We start from the raw sequence: 21,714 nt of genomic DNA on the forward strand, positions 1-21,714 counted from the left end.
CCGGATGCCGCCGCGCGCCCGTGCCGCACAGGCCGCATGGCTGCCGCAGGCCCGCGAAATCGCCTGGCCCGTCACCGTCGACTCTGTCGTCGCCCTCGGGCGTCTGCCGCATCTGCCGCGCGGGACACGCCTGCGCGCGCAAGATCAGCTGGCGGTGGACACAGCGCTGGATCGCATGGGGCTTATCCCCTTCCGTCACCGTCTGGCCACTGAACTTTCGGGCGGCGAACAGGCCCGCGTGCTGATCGCCCGCACGCTCGCCCAAGGCACGCCCCTGCTGATGGCGGATGAACCGATTGCGGGCCTCGACCCCGCCGCGCAGATTTCCACCCTGCAGGTCTTTGCCGACCTCGCGGGCGAAGGCCGCGCCGTGCTCACCTCTTTGCATGACCTCAGCTTGGCCGCGCGCTACTGCACCCGCCTGCTCGTGCTGCACCGGGGACACCTCTATGCCGACGGCCCCCCGGCCGAGGTCTTGACACCCGACACCCTCGCCACAGTCTTTCACCTGCGCGCCCGCGTCCACCTGACCGAAGACGGCCCGCTGTTCCAGGCGCTGGGCGTGCTCAGCTGAACGCGAAGGCCGCTCAGGCCATGCCGCCCTTGATCAACCCCTCGGCCAGCCGCGCATAGGCCTCGGCCATCACACCCTCACCCGCAGCCACCGGCACGCCGCCGTCGCCCGCCAGCCGCGTTTCCAGATCGATCGGCAGCGACGCCAGCAGCGGCAGCCCCATCTTCTCGGCCTCACGGCGCACACCGCCCTCGCCAAAGATATGGCTCTCTCCGCCGCAATGGGGGCAATGGAACACCGACATATTCTCGATCAACCCCAGAACCGGCGTCTTGAGTGTCGCGAACATGTCCAGCGCCTTGCGCGCATCCAGCAGCGCCACATCCTGCGGGGTAGAGACAACAATGGCCCCGGTGATATCGGATTTCTGGCACAGGGTCATCGCCACATCCCCGGTCCCCGGCGGCAGATCGACGATCAGCACATCCAGCTCTCCCCAGGCGACCTGCCCCAGCATCTGCTGTAGCGCGCCCATCAGCATCGGGCCGCGCCAGACAACCGCCTTGTCCTCGGGCAGCATCAACCCGATGGACATCATCGTGACGCCATGCGCCACCAGCGGGATGATCGTCTTGCCATCCGGGCTCGCGGGGCGCGCGCTGACCCCCATCATGCGCGGCTGGCTGGGGCCGTATATATCAGCGTCCAGCAGACCAACCCGCCGCCCCTGACGCGCCAGCGCCACAGCAAGGTTCGACGACACCGTGGATTTGCCCACGCCGCCCTTGCCTGACCCAACGGCGAGGATGCGATCCACCCCGGCGGGTTTCATCGGCCCCGCCTGCGGTTTCGGATGCCCCCCGATCTTGAGCGACGGCGCCTTTGCCGCCGGACCATGCGCCGTCAGCGCTACCGAAACGCTCTCGACCCCCGCCACCCCCGCAACGATCTTTTCCGCAGCCTGCCGCAGCGGCTCCATCTGACGGGCGATTTCCGGCGACGGCGCCTCGATCACAAAACGCACTTTTCCCTGTTCAATATGGAGGGCACGAATCATGTCACGTGAAATGAGGTCCCCCCCATCCGGCAAAACAAGCCTCGCCAGCTCCGCCCGAATCGCAGTTTCGATGTCACTCATGCCCATTCTCCCGGCGAATCCGCCTTCACTTTCATGTGTCTGAATCTTGTATTAACGCGAACAATGTTAGCGGTCCCATTTTCCCATGTTAGCGCCCCCATTTGCGCCCAATAAAGTGGCAAATGACTGGAATAGGTCAATAATCCCTATGCAGTTTCTGCATAGCAGCATTGAGACCAAAGTCATTGTGCAACCGCAGCATTTGCCCCATCTTGGGCTCAACGAAACGAGACACATGAACCGAGGCGAAGCAATATGGCCTACGCAACCAACATCAATACAGCATCGCAAGGCGCAGCAGCGTCGCGCTTTTCTGCAGTTCTGAACACTCTGCGCACTGGCATGGCCAAGCGCAAGCTGTATCGGAACACTCTGAACGAACTTCAGTCGCTCAACGATCGTGAACTGGCCGACCTTGGCCTGCACCGCTCGATGCTGCGCCGGATCGCCTACGAAGCGGCGAACCAAGCCTAAGATTTTTGCAGCGCGGCAGAAAGCCGCCTGCATGACGCAACGGCAGATGGACTTCTTATCTGGCGTTGGAACAAACTCTCGGAACATAAAGTTCCAGTACAGAATTCGGCGACCCTCTCCTCCTCCCTGGGTCGTTCGATAGCGCGGTGACACCTCTCCTCCTCCCTGGTGTCACCGCTCGTAATTTAGGGATCGGTCCAGCGGGACCCAGTCCCACAACAGTTCGGGGCCCTCTCCTCCTCCCTGGGTCCTCGATAGCGCGGCGGCACCTCTCCTCCTCCCTGGTGTCGCCGCACCTAAGTTTCGGGATCGGTCCACCGGGACCTATTCCCACCACAGTTCGGCGGCCCTCTCCTCCTCCCTGGGTCGGTCGAAATCGCGGCGGCATCTCTCCTCCTCCCTGGTGTCGCCGCACCTCAGTTTCGGGATCGGTCCATTCGGGGCCCACTCCCACCACAGTTCGGCGGCCCTCTCCTCCTCCCTGGGTCGGTCGAAATCGCGGCGGCACCTCTCCTCCTCCCTGGTGTCGCCGCACCTAATTCGGGATCGGTCCATTCGGGACCCACTCCCACCACAGTTCGGCGGCCCTCTCCTCCTCCCTGGGTCGGTCGAAATCGCGGCGGCACCTCTCCTCCTCCCTGGTGTCGCCGCACCTCAGTTTCGGGATCGGCCCATTCGGGGCCCACTCCCACCACAGTTCGGCGGCCCACTCCTCCTCCCGGGTCGCCGTAAACTCAAACGGCGGTGCAAGTTTCCCTCGCACCGCCGTTTTTTTATCTCCCACATCCCCCTGACGATTCCCCGGCGCACAACACAATCCCGCCGCACCCCGGTTTTTCCCCGGCGCCCGCTTCCCCTTGGCCAGTGGCTTCGATAGATGTCGCGCAACGGATTTATGAAGAACGGGACCAAACCCCATGGCGATGGAAAAGACATTCGACGCGGCCGAGGCCGAACAGCGGCTCTACAAGGCCTGGGAAGACTCCGGTGCCTTTGCCGCCGGCGCTGGCCCTGCGACCAAAAATGCCGACGCAAAACCATACAGCGTCATGATCCCGCCGCCCAACGTGACCGGGTCTCTGCACATGGGCCACGCGTTCAACAACACGCTGCAGGACATCCTCGTGCGCTGGAAACGGATGCAGGGCTTTGACACCCTCTGGCAGCCGGGCACCGATCACGCCGGGATCGCAACGCAAATGGTGACCGAACGCGACATGGCCGCCAATGGCGAACCCTCGCGCCGCGACATGGGCCGTGACGATTTCCTCAAACGTGTCTGGCAGCAAAAGATCAATTCGCGCGGCACCATCATCGGTCAGCTCAAACGCCTTGGCGCGTCGCTGGATTGGAGCCGCGAGGCCTTTACCATGTCCGGCGCCCCCGGTGCCCCTGCCGGGGAAGAGGGCAATTTCCACGATGCCGTCATCAAGGTCTTTGTTGAGATGTACAACAAAGGGCTGATCTATCGCGGCAAACGCCTCGTCAACTGGGACCCGCATTTCGAAACCGCGATCAGCGACCTTGAGGTCGAGAATATCGATGTCGCGGGCCATATGTGGCATTTCAAATACCCGCTCGCTGGCGGCGAAACCTATGAGTACGTGGAAAAGGACGAAGACGGAAACACCCTCTTCACCGAAACGCGCGACTATATCTCGATCGCGACCACCCGCCCCGAAACCATGCTGGGCGACGGCGCGGTTGCCGTGCATCCGCTCGACGAACGCTATGCGCCGATCATGGGCAAGCTCTGCGAAATCCCCGTCGGCCCCAAGGAACACCGCCGCCTGATCCCGATCATCACCGATGAATACCCCGACCGCACGTTCGGGTCAGGCGCGGTCAAGATCACCGGCGCGCATGATTTCAACGACTATGCGGTCGCCAAACGCGGCAATATCCCCTGCTACCGCCTGATGGACACCCGCGCCCAGATGCGCGCCGACGGTGCCCCCTATGCCGACGAAGCCGCCAAGGCGCAAAAGATCCTCGACGGGGCCGAGTTCACCGAAGCCGAAGTCGATGCCATCAATCTGGTGCCAGAGGCCTATCGCGGTCTTGACCGGTTTGACGCGCGGGACAAGGTCGTCGCTGACATCACCGCCGAAGGTCTGGCCGTGATGACCCAGGGGAACGATCCGCGCCTTGGCAAAAAGGCCGCCAAACCCGTCGCCCCCGAAGAGGGCGGCGAAGCGCGCGAGGAGGAACTCGTTCCCCTCGTCGAGGCAAAGACCATCATGCAGCCCTTTGGCGACCGCTCAAAGGTTGTCATCGAACCCATGCTCACCGACCAATGGTTCGTGGATACCGCGAAAATCGTCGAACCCGCGCTCGACGCCGTGCGCGACGGCACGACTCAGATCATCCCCGAGCGCGAGAAAAAGGTTTATTTCCACTGGCTCGAAAACATCGAACCCTGGTGCATTTCGCGTCAGCTCTGGTGGGGGCATCAGATCCCGGTCTGGCACGCGCCGGGCACGGGCGGTGAATGGCGCAGCTTCTGCGCCGCGACCGAGCAAGAGGCCCTCAAACAGATGCACGACTTCTTTGGTGAGGAGGCTGAATTCCTCCTCGTCGAAGACGCCAACGCGGCCGAGGATATGCTGGCCGACCTGCTGTCTCAGGGCACCGATTACACAGGCGTCGATCAGCGCCGCCGCCCGCAGGCGATCCCATTCTTCCGCGATCCCGACGTGCTCGACACCTGGTTCTCCTCCGGTCTCTGGCCCATCGGCACCCTCGGCTGGCCCGACCAGACCGATGCGCTGAAAAAATACTTCCCGACCAGCGACCTCATCACCGGCACCGACATCCTGTTCTTCTGGGTGGCGCGCATGATGATGATGCAGCTCACCGTCGTCGATCAGGTGCCGTTCAAAACCGTCTATCTGCACGGCCTCGTGCGCGACGCCAAGGGCAAGAAGATGTCGAAATCCCTCGGCAACGTCGTTGATCCGCTCGACCTCATTGACGAATTCGGCGCCGACGCCCTGCGCTTTACCAATGCGGCCATGGCGAGCCTTGGGGGCGCGCTGAAGCTCGACACCCAGCGCATCGCCGGCTACCGCAACTTTTCGACCAAGCTGTGGAACGCCTGCCGTTTCGCCGAAATGAACGAGGTGTTCCAGCCATACGGAACCCATACGGAGTCCATATCGATTCCACATGCCTCCCAGACGGCGAATAAATGGATCATCGGCGAAACCGCCAAGGTCCTGGCCGAGGTTGATGCGGCGCTCGAAAGCTACCGTTTCAACGATGCTGCCACTGCCCTTTACGCCTTTGTCTGGGGTAAGGTCTGCGACTGGTACGTGGAATTCTCCAAGCCGCTGTTCGACAGTCAGGATGCTGAAATCATTGCGGAAACCCGCGCCACCATGGCCTGGGTCCTTGATCAGTGTCTGATCCTGCTGCACCCGATCATGCCCTTCATCACAGAAGAACTCTGGGGCACGCTCGCCAAACGCGACACCATGCTGATCCACGCCGACTGGCCGACCTACACCGCCGCAGATCTGGTCGATGCGCAGGCAGACGGCGAAATGAACTGGGTCATCTCCCTGATCGACGGCGTCCGCTCTGCCCGCGCGCAAATGCACGTGCCCGCAGGCCTCAAGGTGCCCATGCTGGTCACCGACCTTGACGTCGCCGGACAGGCCGCGTGGGACCGCAACGAGGCGCTGATCAAACGCCTTGCGCGCATCGACTCCCTCGACAAAACCGACGCTTTCCCAAAAGGTTGCGTGACGGTCCCCGTCGCGGGCGGCACCTTTGGCCTGCCCCTTGCCGGCATCATCGATGTCGAGGAAGAAAAGGCCCGGCTGGAAAAAACCCTTGGCAAACTGGCCAAGGAAATCGGCGGTCTCAAGGGGCGTCTCAACAACCCCAAATTCGCCGAAAGCGCCCCGGATGAGGTGGTGGAAGAGGCCCGCGACAACCTGAATGCGCGCGAAGAAGAAGAAGCGACACTGAAAGCCGCCCTCGCCCGCCTCGCCGAACTGGGCTGATCCCCGCATTAGGCAATCGGTAACGCCTGTCTGTTAGCTCTCACTGCGCAGACAGGAACCGGCTCTGCCCGCCAGAAACGGTTCGACCCTCCTCGGGTCAGAAAAGCGCCCGCCCTCTTCCTCCCCCCTGGGCGCGGGCGCTTTTCTCTTTGCTATGTTTTCAAAAATCCAAACCCACACGCCGCGGGCCGCACCGTTACGCAACCATCACGCGCGCCAGAATCGCACCGTGAGAATCGCATAGACTGATAAAAGTTCCAATCTTCCCAATAACATGGCAATGATCAGGATCCATTTTGCTGTATCGTTCAGCCCCTGGAAATTGCCTGCCGGCCCGATCCGGTCCCCCAATCCAGGGCCGATATTGCCCAGCGCCGTCGCCGCCCCCGAAATCGCGGTGACAAAATCCAGACCCGTCATGCTCAGCGCCACGGACAACACACCCAGCGTCACCACAAAGAACACAAAGAACGAAATGACCGAGGACATCACCTCCTCATCCACCACACGCCCCTCATAACGCGGGGTAAAAATGCCGTGGGGCGATCGGATCTTTCGCAGCTGTACCCTGATTGAGGCAAATAAAAGCTGATATCGGAACACCTTGACCGAACAGGTCGTCGACCCGGCGCAGCCGCCGATCAGCCCGATGAAAAAGAACATCGCAATCAGGAACGGCCCCCAGGTCATGTAATCGACCGAGGCATAACCGGTGCCCGAAATGATCGAGGTGACGTTGAACAGCGCCTCGCGGAACGCCTGCTCGGGATGATGCGGAAAGATCTGCAGCAGCACAAAGACCATGATCAGCACCAGCACCAGCACAATCATCAGAAAGGTGCGGATCTGGCTGTCGCGAAAGATCGCCCGCTGATTGCCATTCACCATCTGCACGTACCGCACAAACGGCAGCGCGGCGAGCACCATGAACACCGAGGCGACATATTCCGCCGGTCCCGAAAACTGCGCAAAGGACGCATCGTAATTGGCAAATCCCCCCGTCGACACGGTGCTCAGCGCATGCACCACAGCATCAAAAGCATTCATTCCACAGACCAGATAGGCCAGCGCGCAACTCAGGGTGATGCTGACATAGATGGTCGAAATGCTCGAAGCGATCTGTGTCGCCCGGGGCAAGATCTTTCCCATGGTGTCAAAGGCTTCGGACCGGAAAACCTGCATGCCCCCGACCCGCAGTTCGGGCAGGAACACCATGGCCACCACGATGATGCCGATGCCCCCCAGCCACTGCAGCAGCCCGCGCCACAACAGGATGCCCTTGGGCAGCGACTCGAGCCCGGTGAACACGGTCGAGCCGGTCGTGGTCATGCCCGACATCGCCTCGAAGAACGCATCGACAAACCTCGCCTCCGTCGCTCCCAGAACAAACGGCAAGGCGCCAAAGATCGGCAGGAACACCCAGACCCCGGTGGTCAGAAGAAAGGTCTGCTGGATCGACAGCCTGTCCGGCACCGCATTGACACAGGCCAGCGCAATCAGCCCGCCGCAGAACATGGTGACGATGGCGCTTTGCGCGAAAACCGGCCATTCATCGCGCCCTTCGACGATATCCACAAGCATCGGCAACAGCATCGTGGCGCCCAGAATGGTCACAAGAAGGCCGATCACATAACAGACGGGGCGCAGATCAAACATGACGCTCAGCGTTGGCGGCGCAGCGCTCCGCTGTCAAGCCGATGCACCCAGCATCGTGGCACCCTTCAGAAATGGCAAAGCGCGCGCCCGGCTTCATCTGCCCCCAAATATCCCGGGGGAGGCTGCGCTGGTCCCGCAGGGGCCAGTGCAGACGGGGGCAGCGCCCCCGGACTTGGGATGCACCGGGCTCAGCCGACGTGGAACAGCGTCGAGAACAACTTTGGGTCCAGCGAATCGTTGGCAAAGGTGTCGCCTTCGGTCAGCACCGACACCGCATCATGGCTGTGCAGACTTTCCTGATGCGAGGCGAGAACCCGGAAATCACCCACCCGCGGATCACCCTGCAGCTGCTCGGCAAACAGCCGCGCCGCATCCTCGACAAAGATCGGATTGGCCGCGTTCAGCTCTGCAAAGGCCTGCTCGTCTTCGCGCTTGACCATGACCTGCGTCTCGGTCGGCACGGCGCGGCGGCACATGTCGATCAGATCCTCGAACCACAGGCATTCGCCCTCGTTCAGCACCACCGAGATCCGCGCCACGGACCGCTGCGAATGCGGCGTCGCCAGCTGACCGCGGGTGCGCCGCGCATGTTCCGACAGCTCCAGCGAACAGGGGCAGGTGGAGCTGTAGACATAGTCAAGATGCATGATCTTGCGCCGCACACCGTTGCTCTCGACCAGCTCCAGCGCGATGTCGTAATACTGATACCCTGACAGGCCAGAGCGCAGGCTGCTCACCTTCACCGGGAACTTGATCCGCATGTTGATGCGGGCGTCAAAGCTTTCCAGATCGGTCTTGTAATCTTCCAGAGCCGCCTCGATCACGCCAAAGCTGAAGGTCTCTTCCGCATAGACATAAAAGGAGCGCATGATCCGGGACATGTTGATGCCCTTCTTGTCCGCGTCCAAGCTGACGGTGCCGGTCACGCTCGTCTCCAGCGTCAGATCGCCATTGTCGCGCGTATGATACTGGATTGGCAGACGAAAATTCGAAATACCCACATGCTGGATCGACCTGTTCGCGCCCTTGATCAGCGCCGAAGGACCGTTTTGCAGATCCGGCAGGGTGTCCTTGTAGGCTGAGGTGACGCCAAACGCCTCGGGATATCTGCGCGACAGAACCGGATAGCTGTCCACCGGCGCATCCGGCACAAGCCGCGCCAGCACCGGATCCAGCGCTTCGATCTCGGCATCATGGGCCTTGCCGGCCCATTGCCGCAGAAGTGCAAGCGCCTGCTCCGCCTCTTCGCGGCTCGGCTTGCGATCCATCTCTGGCGTGTGAATATTCATCAGGGGGTCCCCTTGCCTCGGCATTCCATAATCACTTAGGCCTTCCTGTGACAGAATTCCATGTCGTTAAAGTAATACGAAGGAATACGTTTGACAGAGCAATCGCGGGCAGATCGGAATAAATTTCTCGCGCCCGCAACATACCGGGCTTGCGCCGTCAGGTTCTGTCCTATCAGGCGCGCCAACCCGGATCGGCACGCCTGTTGTTCTACCTGACCCGATCAAAGGCCGCAGCCTCAGACCGCGTTCAGCGCCTGCAGCACGTCATCGACCAGATCCTCGGGATCCTCAATGCCGACCGACAGACGAATCAGACCTTCGCTGATCCCCAGCGACGCGCGCACCTCTGCCGGCAGACGCTGATGCGTCGTGGTCGCCGGGTGGGTTGCAATGGATTTCGCATCACCAAGGTTGTTCGAGATCAGAATAACCTCAAGCGCGTTCAGGAACCGGAATGCAGCCGCCTTGCCCCCCTCAAGGTCAATGGCCAGCATCGTGCCACCCTTGCCCATCTGGCGCAGCATCAGCGCATGTTGCGGATGGCTCTCTAGCCCCGGATAGATCACCCGCGCGATGCCGGGCTTGCCCTCAAGTGCCTGCGCCACCTGCATTGCATTCTCGGTCTGCGCCCGCACCCGCAGGTCGATCGTCTCGATGCCCTTAAGCAGCACCCAGGCCGTAAACGGGCTCATCGAGCCACCGGTGTGCTTCATGTAAGGCTCGACCGTGCCGCGAATAAACGCCTCGGTGCCCAGGATCACGCCACCCAGCACCCGGCCCTGCCCGTCGATATGTTTGGTCGCGGAATAGATCACCACATCCGCCCCCTGCGCGATGGCATCGGAATAGACCGGCGTGGAAAACACGTTGTCCACCAGCACCAGCGCCCCCTGCGCATGGGCAATTTCCGCAACACCCGCAATGTCCACCAGCTCCAGCGCCGGGTTGGACATGGATTCAAAGAACACCGCCTTGGTGTTGGGCCGCACCGCCGCCGTCCACTGCTCCAGATCGGCGCCGTCCACAAATGTCACCTCAACCCCGAACCGCGGCAGGATGGATTCAAGGATATACAGACAGGACCCGAACAGCGCGCGGGCCGACACCACATGATCCCCGGCCTTCAGCATCGACACCAGCGCACCGTTGACTGCCGCCATACCGGACGCCGTGGCAAATCCCGCCTCGGCACCTTCCAGCATCGCGATCCGCTCTTCGAACATCCGCACCGTGGGGTTGCCGTAACGGGCATAGATATACTCATCCGGCCCGCATTCGATGAACCGCCCTTCGGCCTGTTCGGCGCTGTCATAGACAAAGCCCTGGGTGAGGAAAATCGCCTCGCTCAGCTCGCCCCACTGGCTGCGCTTCGTTCCACCATGCACCAGTTTCGTGCGCTTTTTCATTGTGCTGTCTCCCGGCCCATCGGCCACAAAAAAACCCCGTCGCGGCCAAGCGCAAGGGGGCTCCCTCGTCGTCTGACCTCTTTAGCGTGTTTTCCAAGGGTGCCCTGACCAGCGTCAGTCCGCCCCCCGAGTGGCCCGCAATCCGGTAACAAATCGCCACGCGATCCTCTTATGCGCCGTTGCGCAACGGGTCAAGACCGTCACGTTGCTGTAACCGCAGCTTCACGCGGGCTTCGTAGCCATGGGCTATCGTTCATCGACACGATTTTGCGGGGTCCGACCATGTCCTTTTTTGACAACACCTCTCGTGGGCTGTTCACCAACATGATGGGCCTCGACAGCCTGCGTCTCAGCCTGCAAGAGGCTGTGATGCGCGCCATGCCCGACAACACGCTTGAGGATGAATTCACCGAGGCGGTGCTTTTCGTGCTCTCCATCCGCCTCAACCGGCTGACCGGCGGCGCCCATGACATGACATTTTCCGCCCGCTGCCATCAGACCACGACACAGGCGCGCTTTCCGCCATCCCGGCTGATCTGGCGCGGTATGGTGGCCGTGATCGACCTTTACTGCGCCGCCTTCCGGGGCGAGGTGGCGCATTGCGAAACGGCCTGGTACAACCACTGCAGCCGGGGCACCGTAGGACAACGCCGCCAAGAACGCCCCCTTGCCCCCCAACACGAATAGGGCATGATCCGGACACCCAGATCCGGAGCACCCCCATGACATCCCCCATCGACCTCTATTACTGGCCCACGCCCAACGGCTGGAAAATCTCCATCGCGCTTGAGGAGATGGGCCTGCCCTACACAACCCACCTCATCGACATTTCGGCGGGCGACCAGATGGCCCCGGCCTTCCTCAAAGTCTCGCCCAACAACAAGATCCCCGCGATCACCGACCCCGACGGCCCGGATGGCGCGCCGATCCACATCTTTGAATCCGGCGCGATCCTGCAATACCTCGCCCGCAAGACCGGCCTGTTCTGCGGTGCCACCGAACGCGACCGGATCGCCGTCGATCAATGGCTGATGTGGCAGATGGGCGGCCTAGGACCCATGGCGGGACAGGCGCATCACTTCCTGAAATTCGCGAAACAGGACATTCCCTACGCCAAGGACCGCTATCGCGCCGAAACCGCGCGACTCTATACGGTCCTTGATCACCAGCTGTCGCAGACCGCCTATGTCGCAGGCCCCGACTACAGCATCGCCGACATGTCCATCTGGGGCTGGGCCTCTCTCTGGGAAGGGCAGCAACAGACGCTGGATGACAAACCTCACCTTGCCCGCTGGATCGACACGGTCGGCAGCCGCCCTGCGGTACAGCGTGGCCGCGCGCTCCACGCCGACAAACGCCGCGACCCGACCGCCAAACCGGCCTGACCCGGCAACAGGCACCACGCCAGACGCAAAAGCGTCACGGTGCAGTGTATAACGAGGACGGGGCCGCAAGGCCCCGGACGAGAGCACCGGCATGCGCCGCAGGCGCATTCCACCGGATCAAGCCTTCTTAAAACGGCACGTCATCGGCCGCACAGATGAATCGCGCCACAACCTTCTTCGGCCCTGACTTTTCAAAGTCGATCTCCAGCTTGTCGCCTTCGATGCCGACCACCGCGCCATAGCCGAATTTCTGGTGAAACACCCGCTCGCCCATCACATAAGACGACAGCGCATTCAGATCGATGGTCGTGTTCCGGCTTTCCTTGGGCTGGGCCACAGGCCGCGTCGACGCCCGTTCCTGCAGCCGCTTCCAGCCGGGCGAGTTGTAGACATTGGCATCCATCACCCGCTGCTCAAGCCCCGAGGACGCGCCCCCCATGCCCGCCGCCCCATAGCCACCACCATAAAGGCCGGGCGGGGTCAGCACATCCACATGTTCCTCGGGCAGCTCGTCGATAAACCGCGACGGCATTTGAGACTGCCATCGTCCAAAATAAAGACGATTGGCCACAAAGGTGATCGTGCAAAGCTCCTCCGCCCGGGTGATCCCCACATAGGCCAGCCGCCGCTCTTCCTCCAACCCCTTCACGCCGCTCTCATCCATGGACCGCTGAGACGGAAGAAAGCCTTCCTCCCAGCCGGGCAGAAACACGGCGGAAAACTCCAGCCCCTTGGCCGCGTGCAGCGTCATGATCGAGATCTTTTCGCCGACATCCTCGGTGCTGTTGTCCATGATCAGGCTGACGTGTTCCAGAAACCCCTGAAGGTTCTCGAACTTTTCTAGCGCCACGACCAGTTCCTTGAGGTTCTCCAGCCGCCCCGGCGCCTCGATCGTCTTGTCACTCTGCCACATGGCGGTATAGCCGCTCTCGTCCAGAATGATCTCGGCCAGCTCCATATGGTTGATCTCGGGGGGGCCGTATTCGTATTGCGGACCCTCAGCGCCATCGTCCAGCACATCCTCGTCGCCCAGCCCCACGGGCCGCACCGGACCGCGCAGCTTGGCATTCCAGCGCGCCAGCCCCTCGACCAGCTTGCGCAGCTCGGACCCGCCCTTGCCCTTGATCAGCCCCTGATCCACCGCCAGCCGCGCGCCTTCGACCAGCGACACGCCCGCCGCCCGCGCCGTCACCTGAATGGTCTGCTGCGCCTTGTCGCCAAGACCCCGCTTGGGCGTGTTCACAATCCGCTCAAACGCCAGATCATCCTCGGGCGAAATCACCAGCCGGAAATAGGCCATCGCATCGCGGATTTCCAACCGCTCATAGAATCGCGGCCCGCCGATCACCCGGTAGGGCAGCCCAATGGTCAGGAACCGGTCCTCGAACGCACGCATCTGATGTGAGGCGCGCACAAGGATCGCCATCTCGTCCAGCGAATAGCCCCGCATCCCGCGGGTGCCCGACTGAATCGATTCGACCTCTTCGCCGATCCAGCGCGCCTCTTCCTCGCCGTCCCAATGGCCGATCAGCCGGACCTTCTCGCCATCCGGCACCTCGGTCCACAGCTCCTTGCCCAGCCGGCCGCTGTTGCCCTTGATCACCCCCGACGCCGCCTTAAGGATATGCGGGGTCGAGCGATAATTCTGCTCCAGCCGCACCACATGCGCGCCGGGAAAATCCTTTTCGAACCGCAGGATATTGCCCACCTCGGCGCCGCGCCAGCCATAGATCGACTGATCGTCATCCCCCACGCAGCAGATGTTCTTGTGTGACGCCGCCAGCAGCCGCAGCCACAGATACTGCGCGACGTTCGTATCCTGATATTCGTCGACAAGGATGTATTTGAACCAGCGCTGATACTGCTCAAGCACATCGGGATGCGTCTGAAAGATCACCACCATATGCAGCAGCAGATCGCCGAAATCGACGGCGTTCAGCTCGCGCAGCCGCAACTGATAGGCGGCATACAGCTTGGGTCCCTTGTCGTTATAGGCCCCCGCATCCGCCGCAGGCACCTTGTCCGGCGTCAGCGCGCGGTTCTTCCATCCGTCGATGATGTTGGCGAGCAACCGCGGCGGCCAGCGCTTTTCGTCGATCCCCTCGGCCCTGATCAGCTGTTTCAGCAGGCGGATCTGGTCATCAGTGTCCAGAATCGTAAAAGTCGACTTCAGCCCCACCAGCTCGGCATGACGGCGCAGCAGCTTGACGCAGATCGAATGGAAGGTGCCCAGCCAGCGCACCCCATCCGCCGTCCCGCCCAGCAGACGGCCCACACGTTCCTTCATCTCGCGCGCGGCCTTGTTGGTAAAGGTCACCGCCAGAATCTCGTCCTGGCGCGCGCGCCGCGTGTGCAGCAGATGCGCAATCCGCGCGGTCAGCGCCTTGGTCTTGCCCGTGCCGGCGCCCGCCAGCATCAGCACAGGGCCATCCATCGTCTCGACCGCGAGCCGCTGCTCGGGGTTCAGCTCATTCAGATAGGGCGCGGGCCGGGCGGCCATGGCACGCGCGGACAGCGAAGCGCCTTCAAAGGCGTCCATTTCATCGAAACTGCTCATACCCGACAAGATAGCGCCCCCGCGCCCCGAGATAAAGCCATGTTCAGGAATTGTTCCCAAGCCCCGGCAAAGAAAATCCGAACGCCCCCGCAGCAGCGCGCAAGCACCCTTGCAGCCCCCCGCGCAACCCGCCAATCATGCGCCATGGACATGAACAGCCGCTATCCCGCCATCGCCGACCTGCGCGCCCGCGCCCGTCACCGCATCCCCCGCTTTGTCTGGGAATACCTCGATTCGGCCACCGGCACCGAAGCCACCCAGCGCCGCAACCGCACAGCGCTCGACCGCGTGTTGTTCACGCCCTCCATCCTGCACGGAGAGATCGCGTCGGACCTCACCACGCCCTTGCTGGGCGAATCACATCCCCTGCCGGTGGGCATCTCGCCGCTTGGCATGTCGGGTCTGATCTGGCCTGATGCGGAAAAGCTGCTGGCCCGCGCCGCAACCCATGCGGGCATTCCCTACGGCCTTTCGACCGTCGCCACCCAAACGCCGGAAACCATCGGCCCCCTGACCAATGGCAAGGGCTGGTTCCAACTTTATCCGCCGCGCGATACCGACATCCGCAAGGACATGCTGCGCCGCGCCCGCGAGTCGGGCTTTTCCACGCTGGTCCTCACCGTCGATGTGCCCGTCGCCTCGCGCCGCGAACGCCAGCTGCGCGGCGGGCTGATGCAACCACCCCGCCTGACCCCGCGCCTGCTGGCACAGGTCGCGCTGCGCCCCGCATGGGCCATCGGCACCGCGCAACTGGGCATGCCGCACATGCGCACACTCGACGCCTACGCCAGCAACACAGGCTCCACCGACTCAACCGCCCATGTGGGATACCTCCTGCGCACCTCACCCGACTGGGACTACCTCACATGGCTGCGCGACCACTGGGATGGCCCGCTTGTGGTCAAGGGCGTGCTCAACCCCGATGACGTGCCCCGCCTTGAACAGGCCGGTGTCGATGCGATCTGGGTCAGCAACCATGCCGGGCGTCAGTTTGACGCCGCCCCGGCCAGCATTGACGTCCTGCCCGCCATCCGCGCCGCCACCACCCTGCCGCTGATCTTTGACAGCGGGATCGAAGGCGGGCTCGATATCCTGCGCGCCATCGCACAGGGCGCGGATTTTGTCATGCTGGGCCGCGCCTTTCACTATGCGCTCGCAGCACTCGGCGCCGACGGCCCCGCCCATCTGATCGACATCCTGTCACGCGACATGACCGCCAACCTCGGCCAGCTTGGTGTGGCGCGCGCCACGGATCTGCGCGGACGCGCCCACCTCGTCTAGTTCGGGCGCCGCAAAAAAAGGCATCCGTTCGGGCAATGGGGACCTACCCGTTTCGGCCAGTTGTTAACCCTAGATTTCTTGCGTAACCTTCGGGCAATCCTCATTCTCAGGAAGACCCACATGCCCGAATTCAAAAAGATCCTCATTGCGAACCGTGGCGAAATTGCCATCCGCATCATGCGCGCTGCCAATGAAATGGGCAAAAAAACCGTTGCGGTCTTTGCCGAAGAGGACAAGCTGGGCCTCCACCGCTTCAAGGCAGACGAATCCTATCGCATCGGCGAAGGTCTGGGGCCGGTCGCGGCCTATCTGAGCATTCCGGAAATCATCCGCGTGGCCAAAGCCTCTGGCGCCGACGCGATCCACCCAGGCTATGGCCTGCTGTCCGAAAACCCCGATTTTGTTGATGCCTGCGACGCGGCCGGGATCACCTTTATCGGCCCCAAGGCCAAGACCATGCGCCAGCTGGGCGACAAAGCCAGCGCCCGCCGCGTCGCGGTCGAGGCAGGCGTGCCCGTCATCCCCGCAACCGAGGTGCTGGGCGACGACATGGCCGCGATCAAGAAAGAGGCGGCCGAGGTCGGCTATCCCCTGATGCTCAAGGCGTCCTGGGGCGGCGGCGGGCGCGGCATGCGCCCGATCATGTCCGAGAAAGAGCTTGAGGAAAAAGTTCGCGAAGGTCGGCGCGAGGCCAAGGCCGCCTTTGGCAATGACGAAGGCTACCTTGAGAAAATGATCATGCGCGCCCGCCATGTCGAGGTGCAGATCCTTGGCGACAGCCATGGCCAGATCTACCATCTGTTCGAGCGCGACTGCTCTGTGCAGCGCCGCAACCAGAAGGTCGTCGAACGCGCCCCCGCCCCCTACCTGAGCGAGGCCCAGCGCGAGGAGATCTGCGAACTCGGCCGCAAGATCTGCGCCCATGTGAATTACGAATGCGCCGGCACCGTCGAATTCCTGATGGATATGGACGACGGCAATTTCTACTTCATCGAGGTGAACCCCCGCGTTCAGGTCGAACACACCGTCACCGAAGAAGTGACCGGCATCGACATCGTGCAGGCCCAGATCATGATTGCCGAGGGCAAGTCCCTGGCAGAAGCGACCGGCAAGGCCAGCCAGTATGACATCCGCCTGACCGGCCACGCCCTGCAGACCCGCATCACCACCGAGGACCCGCAGAACAACTTCATCCCCGATTATGGCCGCCTGACCGCCTATCGCTCCGCCACCGGCATGGGCATCCGTCTGGACGGCGGCACCGCCTATGCGGGCGGCGTCATCACCCGCTATTATGACTCGCTTCTGGTCAAGATCACCGCCAAGGCGCAGACCCCGGAAAAGGCGATTGCCCGCATGGACCGCGCCCTGCGCGAATTCCGCATCCGGGGTGTGTCCACCAACATCGCCTTTGTGGAAAACCTGCTCAAGCATCCGACCTTCCTGAACAACCAGTACCACACCAAGTTCATCGACGAGACGCCCGAGCTGTTTCACTTCAAGAAACGCCGCGACCGGGGCACCAAGGTGCTGACCTACATCGCCGATATCACCGTGAACGGCCACCCCGAGGTCGAGGGCCGCGCCCTGCCCATGGCCGATCTGAAAAACCCCAAGGCCCCCGTCGCGCGCAGTGAAGAGATCGCCAAAGGCACCCGCAATCTGCTTGAGGAAAAAGGCCCGCAGGCCGTGGCCGACTGGATGGCCGCCCAGAAACAGGTGCTGATCACCGACACCACCATGCGCGACGGCCACCAGTCGCTGCTCGCCACCCGCATGCGCTCGATCGACATGATCAAGGCAGCCCCGGCCTACGCCGCCAACCTGCCACAGCTCTTCAGCGTCGAATGCTGGGGCGGCGCGACCTTTGACGTGGCCTACCGCTTTTTGCAGGAATGCCCATGGCAGCGCCTGCGCGACATCCGCGCCAAACTGCCCAACGTCATGACCCAGATGCTGCTGCGCGGTTCGAACGGCGTCGGCTACACCGTCTATCCCGACAACGTGGTGCAGGCCTTTGTCAAACGCGCCGCCGAATCGGGTGTCGATGTCTTCCGCGTCTTTGACTCGCTCAACTGGGTGGAAAACATGCGCGTCTCGATGGATGCCGTGCTGGAAACCAACAAGATCCTCGAAGGCTCCATCTGCTACACCGGCGATATCCTCGACCCCGACCGCGCAAAATATTCGCTGAAATACTATGTCGAGATGGGCAAGGAACTGAAGGCCGCCGGTTCCCACATCCTCGGCCTCAAGGATATGGCGGGCCTGTTGAAACCCTCTGCCGCCGGACCACTGGTCAAGGCGCTGAAGGAAGAGGTCGGCCTGCCGATCCACTTCCACACCCATGACACTTCGGGCGCCGGGATCGCCTCGATCATGGCCGCCGCCGCGGCGGGCGTGGACGCGGTTGATGCCGCGATGGATGCGCTCTCGGGCAACACCAGCCAGCCGACGCTGGGTTCCGTGGTCGAGGCGCTGCGCTTTACCGAACGCGACACCGGGCTCGACATGTCCGCGATCCGCGACATGTCGACCTACTGGGAACAGGTGCGCATGCAATATGCGGCGTTCGAATCCGCCATGCAGGCCCCCGCGTCAGAGGTCTATCTGCACGAAATGCCCGGCGGTCAGTTCACCAACCTGCGCGCCCAGGCACGTTCGCTGGGGCTCGAAGAGAAATGGCCCGAAATCGCCAAGACCTACGCCGATGTGAACCAGATGTTCGGCGATATCGTCAAGGTGACGCCCTCGTCAAAGGTTGTCGGGGACATGGCGCTGATGATGGTCTCTCAGGGCCTGACCCGTGCGCAGGTCGAAGACCCCAAAAGCGACGTCAGCTTTCCTGATTCGGTCATCGACATGATGCGCGGCAACCTCGGCCAGCCTCCGGGCGGCTTCCCCAAGGGCATCGTCAAAAAGGTGCTGAAGGGCGAAAAGCCAAACACTGAACGCCCCGGCAAACATGTGCCCGCCGCCGATCTGGAAAAGATCCGCGCCGATGTGAGCAAAGAGATGGAGGGCAAAGAGGTCGATGACGAGGATCTGATGGGCTACCTCATGTATCCCAAGGTGTTTCTCGATTACATGGGCCGCCACCGCACCTACGGCCCTGTCCGGGTGCTGCCGACCAAAACCTTCTTTTACGGCATGGAACCGGGCGAAGAGATCACCGCCGAAATCGACCCCGGCAAGATCATGGAGATTCGCCTGCAGACCATCGGCGAGACACAGGAAGACGGCGAAGCGCGGGTGTTCTTTGAACTCAACGGCCAGCCCCGCACCATCCGCGTGCCCAACCGCAAGGCAAAAGCGTCTTCGGTCGCACGCCCCAAGGCAGAGGCCGGCAATTCCAACCACATTGGCGCCCCGATGCCCGGTGTGGTGGCAACCGTGGCCGCAAAGACCGGCCAGAAGGTGAAAGAGGGCGATCTGCTGCTGACGATCGAGGCGATGAAGATGGAAACCGGCCTGCACGCCGAACGCGACGCGGTGATCAAGGCTGTGCATGTGCAGGCAGGTGGCCAGATCGACGCCAAGGATCTGCTGATAGAGCTGGAATAAAGCCGCCTTTCAGGCACCATCGCTGTGACCGGGGGCAAGCGTTCCGGTCGCGGCAGACTCACCCTGCACCCGGATCAGCGGCGGCACGCAACTTTTCCTGCTTCGCGCAAATTTCCTCTTGCAGCGCCCGCGTCTTGCGACTAAATCCGCCACACCATCGGTAAGCGGGCGTAGCTCAGGGGTAGAGCATAACCTTGCCAAGGTTAGGGTCGGGCGTTCGAATCGCCTCGCCCGCTCCAATGGTGACGAAACGACTGAAGCGCGGGCGTAGCTCAGGGGTAGAGCATAACCTTGCCAAGGTTAGGGTCGGGCGTTCGAATCGCCTCGCCCGCTCCAGTCGGACGATAATAAAAACAAGGCCGCCCTCAGGGGCGGCTTTTGTTTTTTCCAACCGCGCCGCAGATTAGTGTCTTGCCCGCCGCCCCCCCTGTGGATAAGAACGAAGACGGAACGCCTCGAAGATGTTATTCTTCGGTTGCGCAAGCGGCCCGCAACGGGTTTTATCCGCCAAAAGAGGGCCTGCAAAATGCTGACATCGGTGGAACTTTGCGCAGGCGCAGGCGGACAGGCTCTTGGCCTGGAAAAGGCCGGTTTCGATCACGCCGCCCTCGTGGAAATCGACCACCACTGCTGCAACACCCTGCGCCACAACCGCCCCGAATGGAACGTCCTCGAAGAAGACATGCGCCTGTTCCGCGAACAGGCCAAGTCGTTCAGGGGGCTTGATCTTCTGGCCGGTGGCCTGCCCTGCCCGCCGTTTTCCGTCGCGGGCAAGCAGCTTGGCGAACAGGACGAACGCAACCTTTTCAACGATGCCATCGACATCATCGACGCCGCCCGCCCCCGTGCCGTGATGATCGAAAACGTGCGCGGCTTTCTCGACGCGGTCTTTCACGACTACCGTGAAAAGCTCAAAGGCCAGCTCGACAAGCTTGGCTATCGCACCGACTGGCGCCTGCTGAATGCGTCGGATTACGGCGTGCCGCAGCTGCGCCCCCGCGTGGTGATCGTCGCCATCCAGAAATCCCGCGCCGATCTGTTCCAGTGGCCCGATCCCAACCCGCACAACCCGCCCACCGTGGGCGAAACCCTGCGCGACCTCATGGCCGAACGCGGCTGGCGCGGGGCCGATGACTGGGCGGCCAAGGCGGACGAGATTGCCCCGACCATCGTTGGCGGCTCCAAAAAACACGGCGGCCCCGACCTTGGCCCGACCCGTGCGCGCGCCGCATGGGCAACGCTTGGGGTCGAGGGTCGCACCATCGCCCCCGAGGCGCCAGATCCGTTTCACAACGGCATGCCGCGCCTGACCGTACCCATGGTCGCCCGCATTCAGGGCTTCCCAGATGACTGGCACTTTACCGGCGCAAAAACCAACGCCTATCGTCAGGTCGGCAACGCCTTTCCGCCCCCCGTGGCGCAGGCCGTCTCGACCCAGATTTCCCGCGCCCTGCGCAAACGCGTGCTGCGCAGCGTCCGCGCCTGACCTCGGTCGCGCGCCCCCATGAAGAAAACCCTTCCCTCCAGCCTCGTGACCCCGGACCACCCGGATCACCCGCTGCTGCACGCCCTGGCGGACGACATCACCCGCCGCGCGGGCGGTGCTGCCACATTGGCCGAGGCCTTTCCCGCCATGCTGCGCCGCTGCATCGACGATGTGATCATGACGCCCAAGACCGGGCGCAGGTCCTATGACGAGCTGGAAAAGACCGAAAAGACCTATATCGGCACCCGGGTCGAGATCGAACTGCGCGCCCTGCTGCGCCTGTCACGCGGGCGGCTCGACACGGTCATTCTGGGCCATGATGTGGACATCAAGAACACCATGGGCAGCAACTGGATGATCCCGACAGAGGCGGTCAATCACCCCTGCCTGCTGGTCGCCGCGGACGAATCGCGCGCCATGTGCTACCTCGGCCTGATCGTGGCGCGCCCCGACTATCTGACAGTTGGCCAGAACAAGGATGCCAAGAAATCCATTTCGGCCAATGGCTTCGCCCATATCCTCTGGCTGCTCTGTCACCAGCCCTACCCAGCCAATTTCTGGCGCAACGTACCGCCCGCGACCGTGACCCACATCTTTGCAGGCAGCACCGGCAATCAGCGCATGGCCACCCTGTTTCGCGAAATCACCGGCCAGCCGATCACCCGCGACGTGGTCGAGGCGGTCGCCCAGCAACAGGATTTCATGCGCCGCATCCGTTCGGACAAGGGGCGCGGTGCACGCGATCATCTGGCCGAGGAGGGCATCCTGCTGCTCTCGGGCCATTACGACGCGCCGCTGATCAAGGCGCTGCACCTGCCCGCCTGCACCGGCAGCGAATTCATCTCGTATCAGCCGCAGACACAGGCAGAGGCCGATCTCGCCCTGCGCACCGGCGCCCCCCTCTGCTGGCCCCCCCGACAAAGCAGGCTGGACCTCTGATCCGGTTCTGAAACG

15 protein-coding genes and 2 tRNA genes are annotated in these 21,714 nt (G+C 62.6%); 11 read left to right on the forward strand and 6 right to left on the reverse strand.

Annotated elements, in window-relative coordinates; all coding sequences use genetic code 11:
* On the forward strand, nucleotides 1–574 hold a 574-nt coding region (locus P775_RS19920), incomplete at its 5' end, for an ABC transporter ATP-binding protein (protein ID WP_099912636.1).
* A 13-nt stretch (nucleotides 575–587) separates the two neighbouring features.
* Here P775_RS19920 and P775_RS19925 read toward each other — a convergent pair.
* Complete coding sequence (locus P775_RS19925) at nucleotides 588–1,652, reverse strand: Mrp/NBP35 family ATP-binding protein (protein ID WP_099912663.1); 1,065 nt, start codon at nucleotides 1,650–1,652, stop codon at nucleotides 588–590.
* A gap of 255 nt (nucleotides 1,653–1,907) precedes the next feature.
* Between P775_RS19925 and P775_RS19930 the strand changes: the two genes are divergently transcribed.
* Nucleotides 1,908–2,126: a DUF1127 domain-containing protein gene (locus P775_RS19930; RefSeq protein WP_099912637.1), complete on the forward strand. Its 219-nt coding sequence runs from the start codon at nucleotides 1,908–1,910 to the stop codon at nucleotides 2,124–2,126.
* Nucleotides 2,127–2,450: 324 nt separating this feature from the next.
* On the opposite strand, the gene P775_RS19935 is transcribed toward P775_RS19930, so the two are convergent.
* Nucleotides 2,451–2,681, reverse strand: a complete 231-nt coding sequence (locus P775_RS19935) for a hypothetical protein (protein WP_099912638.1) — start codon at nucleotides 2,679–2,681, stop codon at nucleotides 2,451–2,453.
* A 362-nt stretch (nucleotides 2,682–3,043) separates the two neighbouring features.
* Between P775_RS19935 and P775_RS19945 the strand changes: the two genes are divergently transcribed.
* Entirely contained in the window at nucleotides 3,044–6,136 is a 3,093-nt protein-coding gene (locus P775_RS19945) for a valine--tRNA ligase (protein WP_099912640.1), read from the forward strand.
* 207 nt (nucleotides 6,137–6,343) lie between these two features.
* Here the strand turns inward: P775_RS19945 and P775_RS19950 are convergent, their stop codons facing one another.
* From P775_RS19950 to metZ, 3 genes are all read right to left on the reverse strand, one after another.
* Entirely contained in the window at nucleotides 6,344–7,792 is a 1,449-nt protein-coding gene (locus P775_RS19950) for a TrkH family potassium uptake protein (RefSeq protein WP_099912641.1), read from the reverse strand.
* Between the two features lie 188 nt (nucleotides 7,793–7,980).
* On the reverse strand, nucleotides 7,981–9,081 hold the full coding sequence (gene folE2, locus P775_RS19955) for a GTP cyclohydrolase FolE2 (RefSeq protein ID WP_099912642.1): 1,101 nt from the start codon (nucleotides 9,079–9,081) through the stop codon (nucleotides 7,981–7,983).
* Nucleotides 9,082–9,317: 236 nt separating this feature from the next.
* Complete coding sequence (gene metZ / locus P775_RS19960) at nucleotides 9,318–10,487, reverse strand: O-succinylhomoserine sulfhydrylase (protein WP_099912643.1); 1,170 nt, start codon at nucleotides 10,485–10,487, stop codon at nucleotides 9,318–9,320.
* Nucleotides 10,488–10,769: 282 nt separating this feature from the next.
* On the opposite strand from metZ, the gene P775_RS19965 reads away from it, so the two are divergent.
* Together P775_RS19965 and P775_RS19970 are read left to right on the forward strand one after the other, a co-directional pair.
* On the forward strand, nucleotides 10,770–11,174 hold the full coding sequence (locus tag P775_RS19965) for a hypothetical protein (RefSeq protein ID WP_099912644.1): 405 nt from the start codon (nucleotides 10,770–10,772) through the stop codon (nucleotides 11,172–11,174).
* Between the two features lie 35 nt (nucleotides 11,175–11,209).
* Complete coding sequence (locus P775_RS19970; RefSeq protein ID WP_099912645.1) at nucleotides 11,210–11,872, forward strand: glutathione S-transferase N-terminal domain-containing protein; 663 nt, start codon at nucleotides 11,210–11,212, stop codon at nucleotides 11,870–11,872.
* A gap of 127 nt (nucleotides 11,873–11,999) precedes the next feature.
* On the opposite strand, the gene P775_RS19975 is transcribed toward P775_RS19970, so the two are convergent.
* Nucleotides 12,000–14,429 carry an ATP-dependent helicase gene (locus P775_RS19975; protein WP_099912646.1) on the reverse strand — a complete coding sequence of 810 codons (2,430 nt, stop codon included), beginning with the start codon at nucleotides 14,427–14,429 and terminating at the stop codon, nucleotides 12,000–12,002.
* Nucleotides 14,430–14,573: 144 nt separating this feature from the next.
* Between P775_RS19975 and P775_RS19980 the strand changes: the two genes are divergently transcribed.
* The 6 genes from P775_RS19980 to P775_RS20005 all read left to right on the forward strand — a co-directional run bounded on the left by P775_RS19980 (nucleotide 14,574) and on the right by P775_RS20005 (nucleotide 21,699).
* The gene (locus P775_RS19980; RefSeq protein WP_099912647.1) at nucleotides 14,574–15,710 is read left to right on the forward strand and encodes an alpha-hydroxy acid oxidase; all 1,137 of its coding nucleotides are present in this window, start codon (nucleotides 14,574–14,576) and stop codon (nucleotides 15,708–15,710) included.
* A 120-nt stretch (nucleotides 15,711–15,830) separates the two neighbouring features.
* The gene (locus tag P775_RS19985) at nucleotides 15,831–19,274 is read left to right on the forward strand and encodes a pyruvate carboxylase (RefSeq protein ID WP_099912648.1); all 3,444 of its coding nucleotides are present in this window, start codon (nucleotides 15,831–15,833) and stop codon (nucleotides 19,272–19,274) included.
* Nucleotides 19,275–19,438: 164 nt separating this feature from the next.
* Nucleotides 19,439–19,513 (forward strand) — tRNA-Gly (locus P775_RS19990).
* A gap of 22 nt (nucleotides 19,514–19,535) precedes the next feature.
* Nucleotides 19,536–19,610: transfer RNA gene (locus P775_RS19995), tRNA-Gly, on the forward strand.
* Nucleotides 19,611–19,800: 190 nt separating this feature from the next.
* Nucleotides 19,801–20,760 (forward strand): DNA cytosine methyltransferase, encoded by a 960-nt coding sequence (locus tag P775_RS20000; protein WP_099912649.1) that lies wholly within the window; start codon nucleotides 19,801–19,803, stop codon nucleotides 20,758–20,760.
* 18 nt (nucleotides 20,761–20,778) lie between these two features.
* Nucleotides 20,779–21,699: a NaeI family type II restriction endonuclease gene (locus tag P775_RS20005; protein ID WP_099912650.1), complete on the forward strand. Its 921-nt coding sequence runs from the start codon at nucleotides 20,779–20,781 to the stop codon at nucleotides 21,697–21,699.
* Nucleotides 21,700–21,714: the final 15 nt, after the last annotated feature.

The sequence above is a fragment of the Puniceibacterium antarcticum genome, from assembly GCF_002760615.1.
Classification (GTDB): Bacteria; Pseudomonadota; Alphaproteobacteria; order Rhodobacterales; family Rhodobacteraceae; genus Puniceibacterium; species Puniceibacterium antarcticum.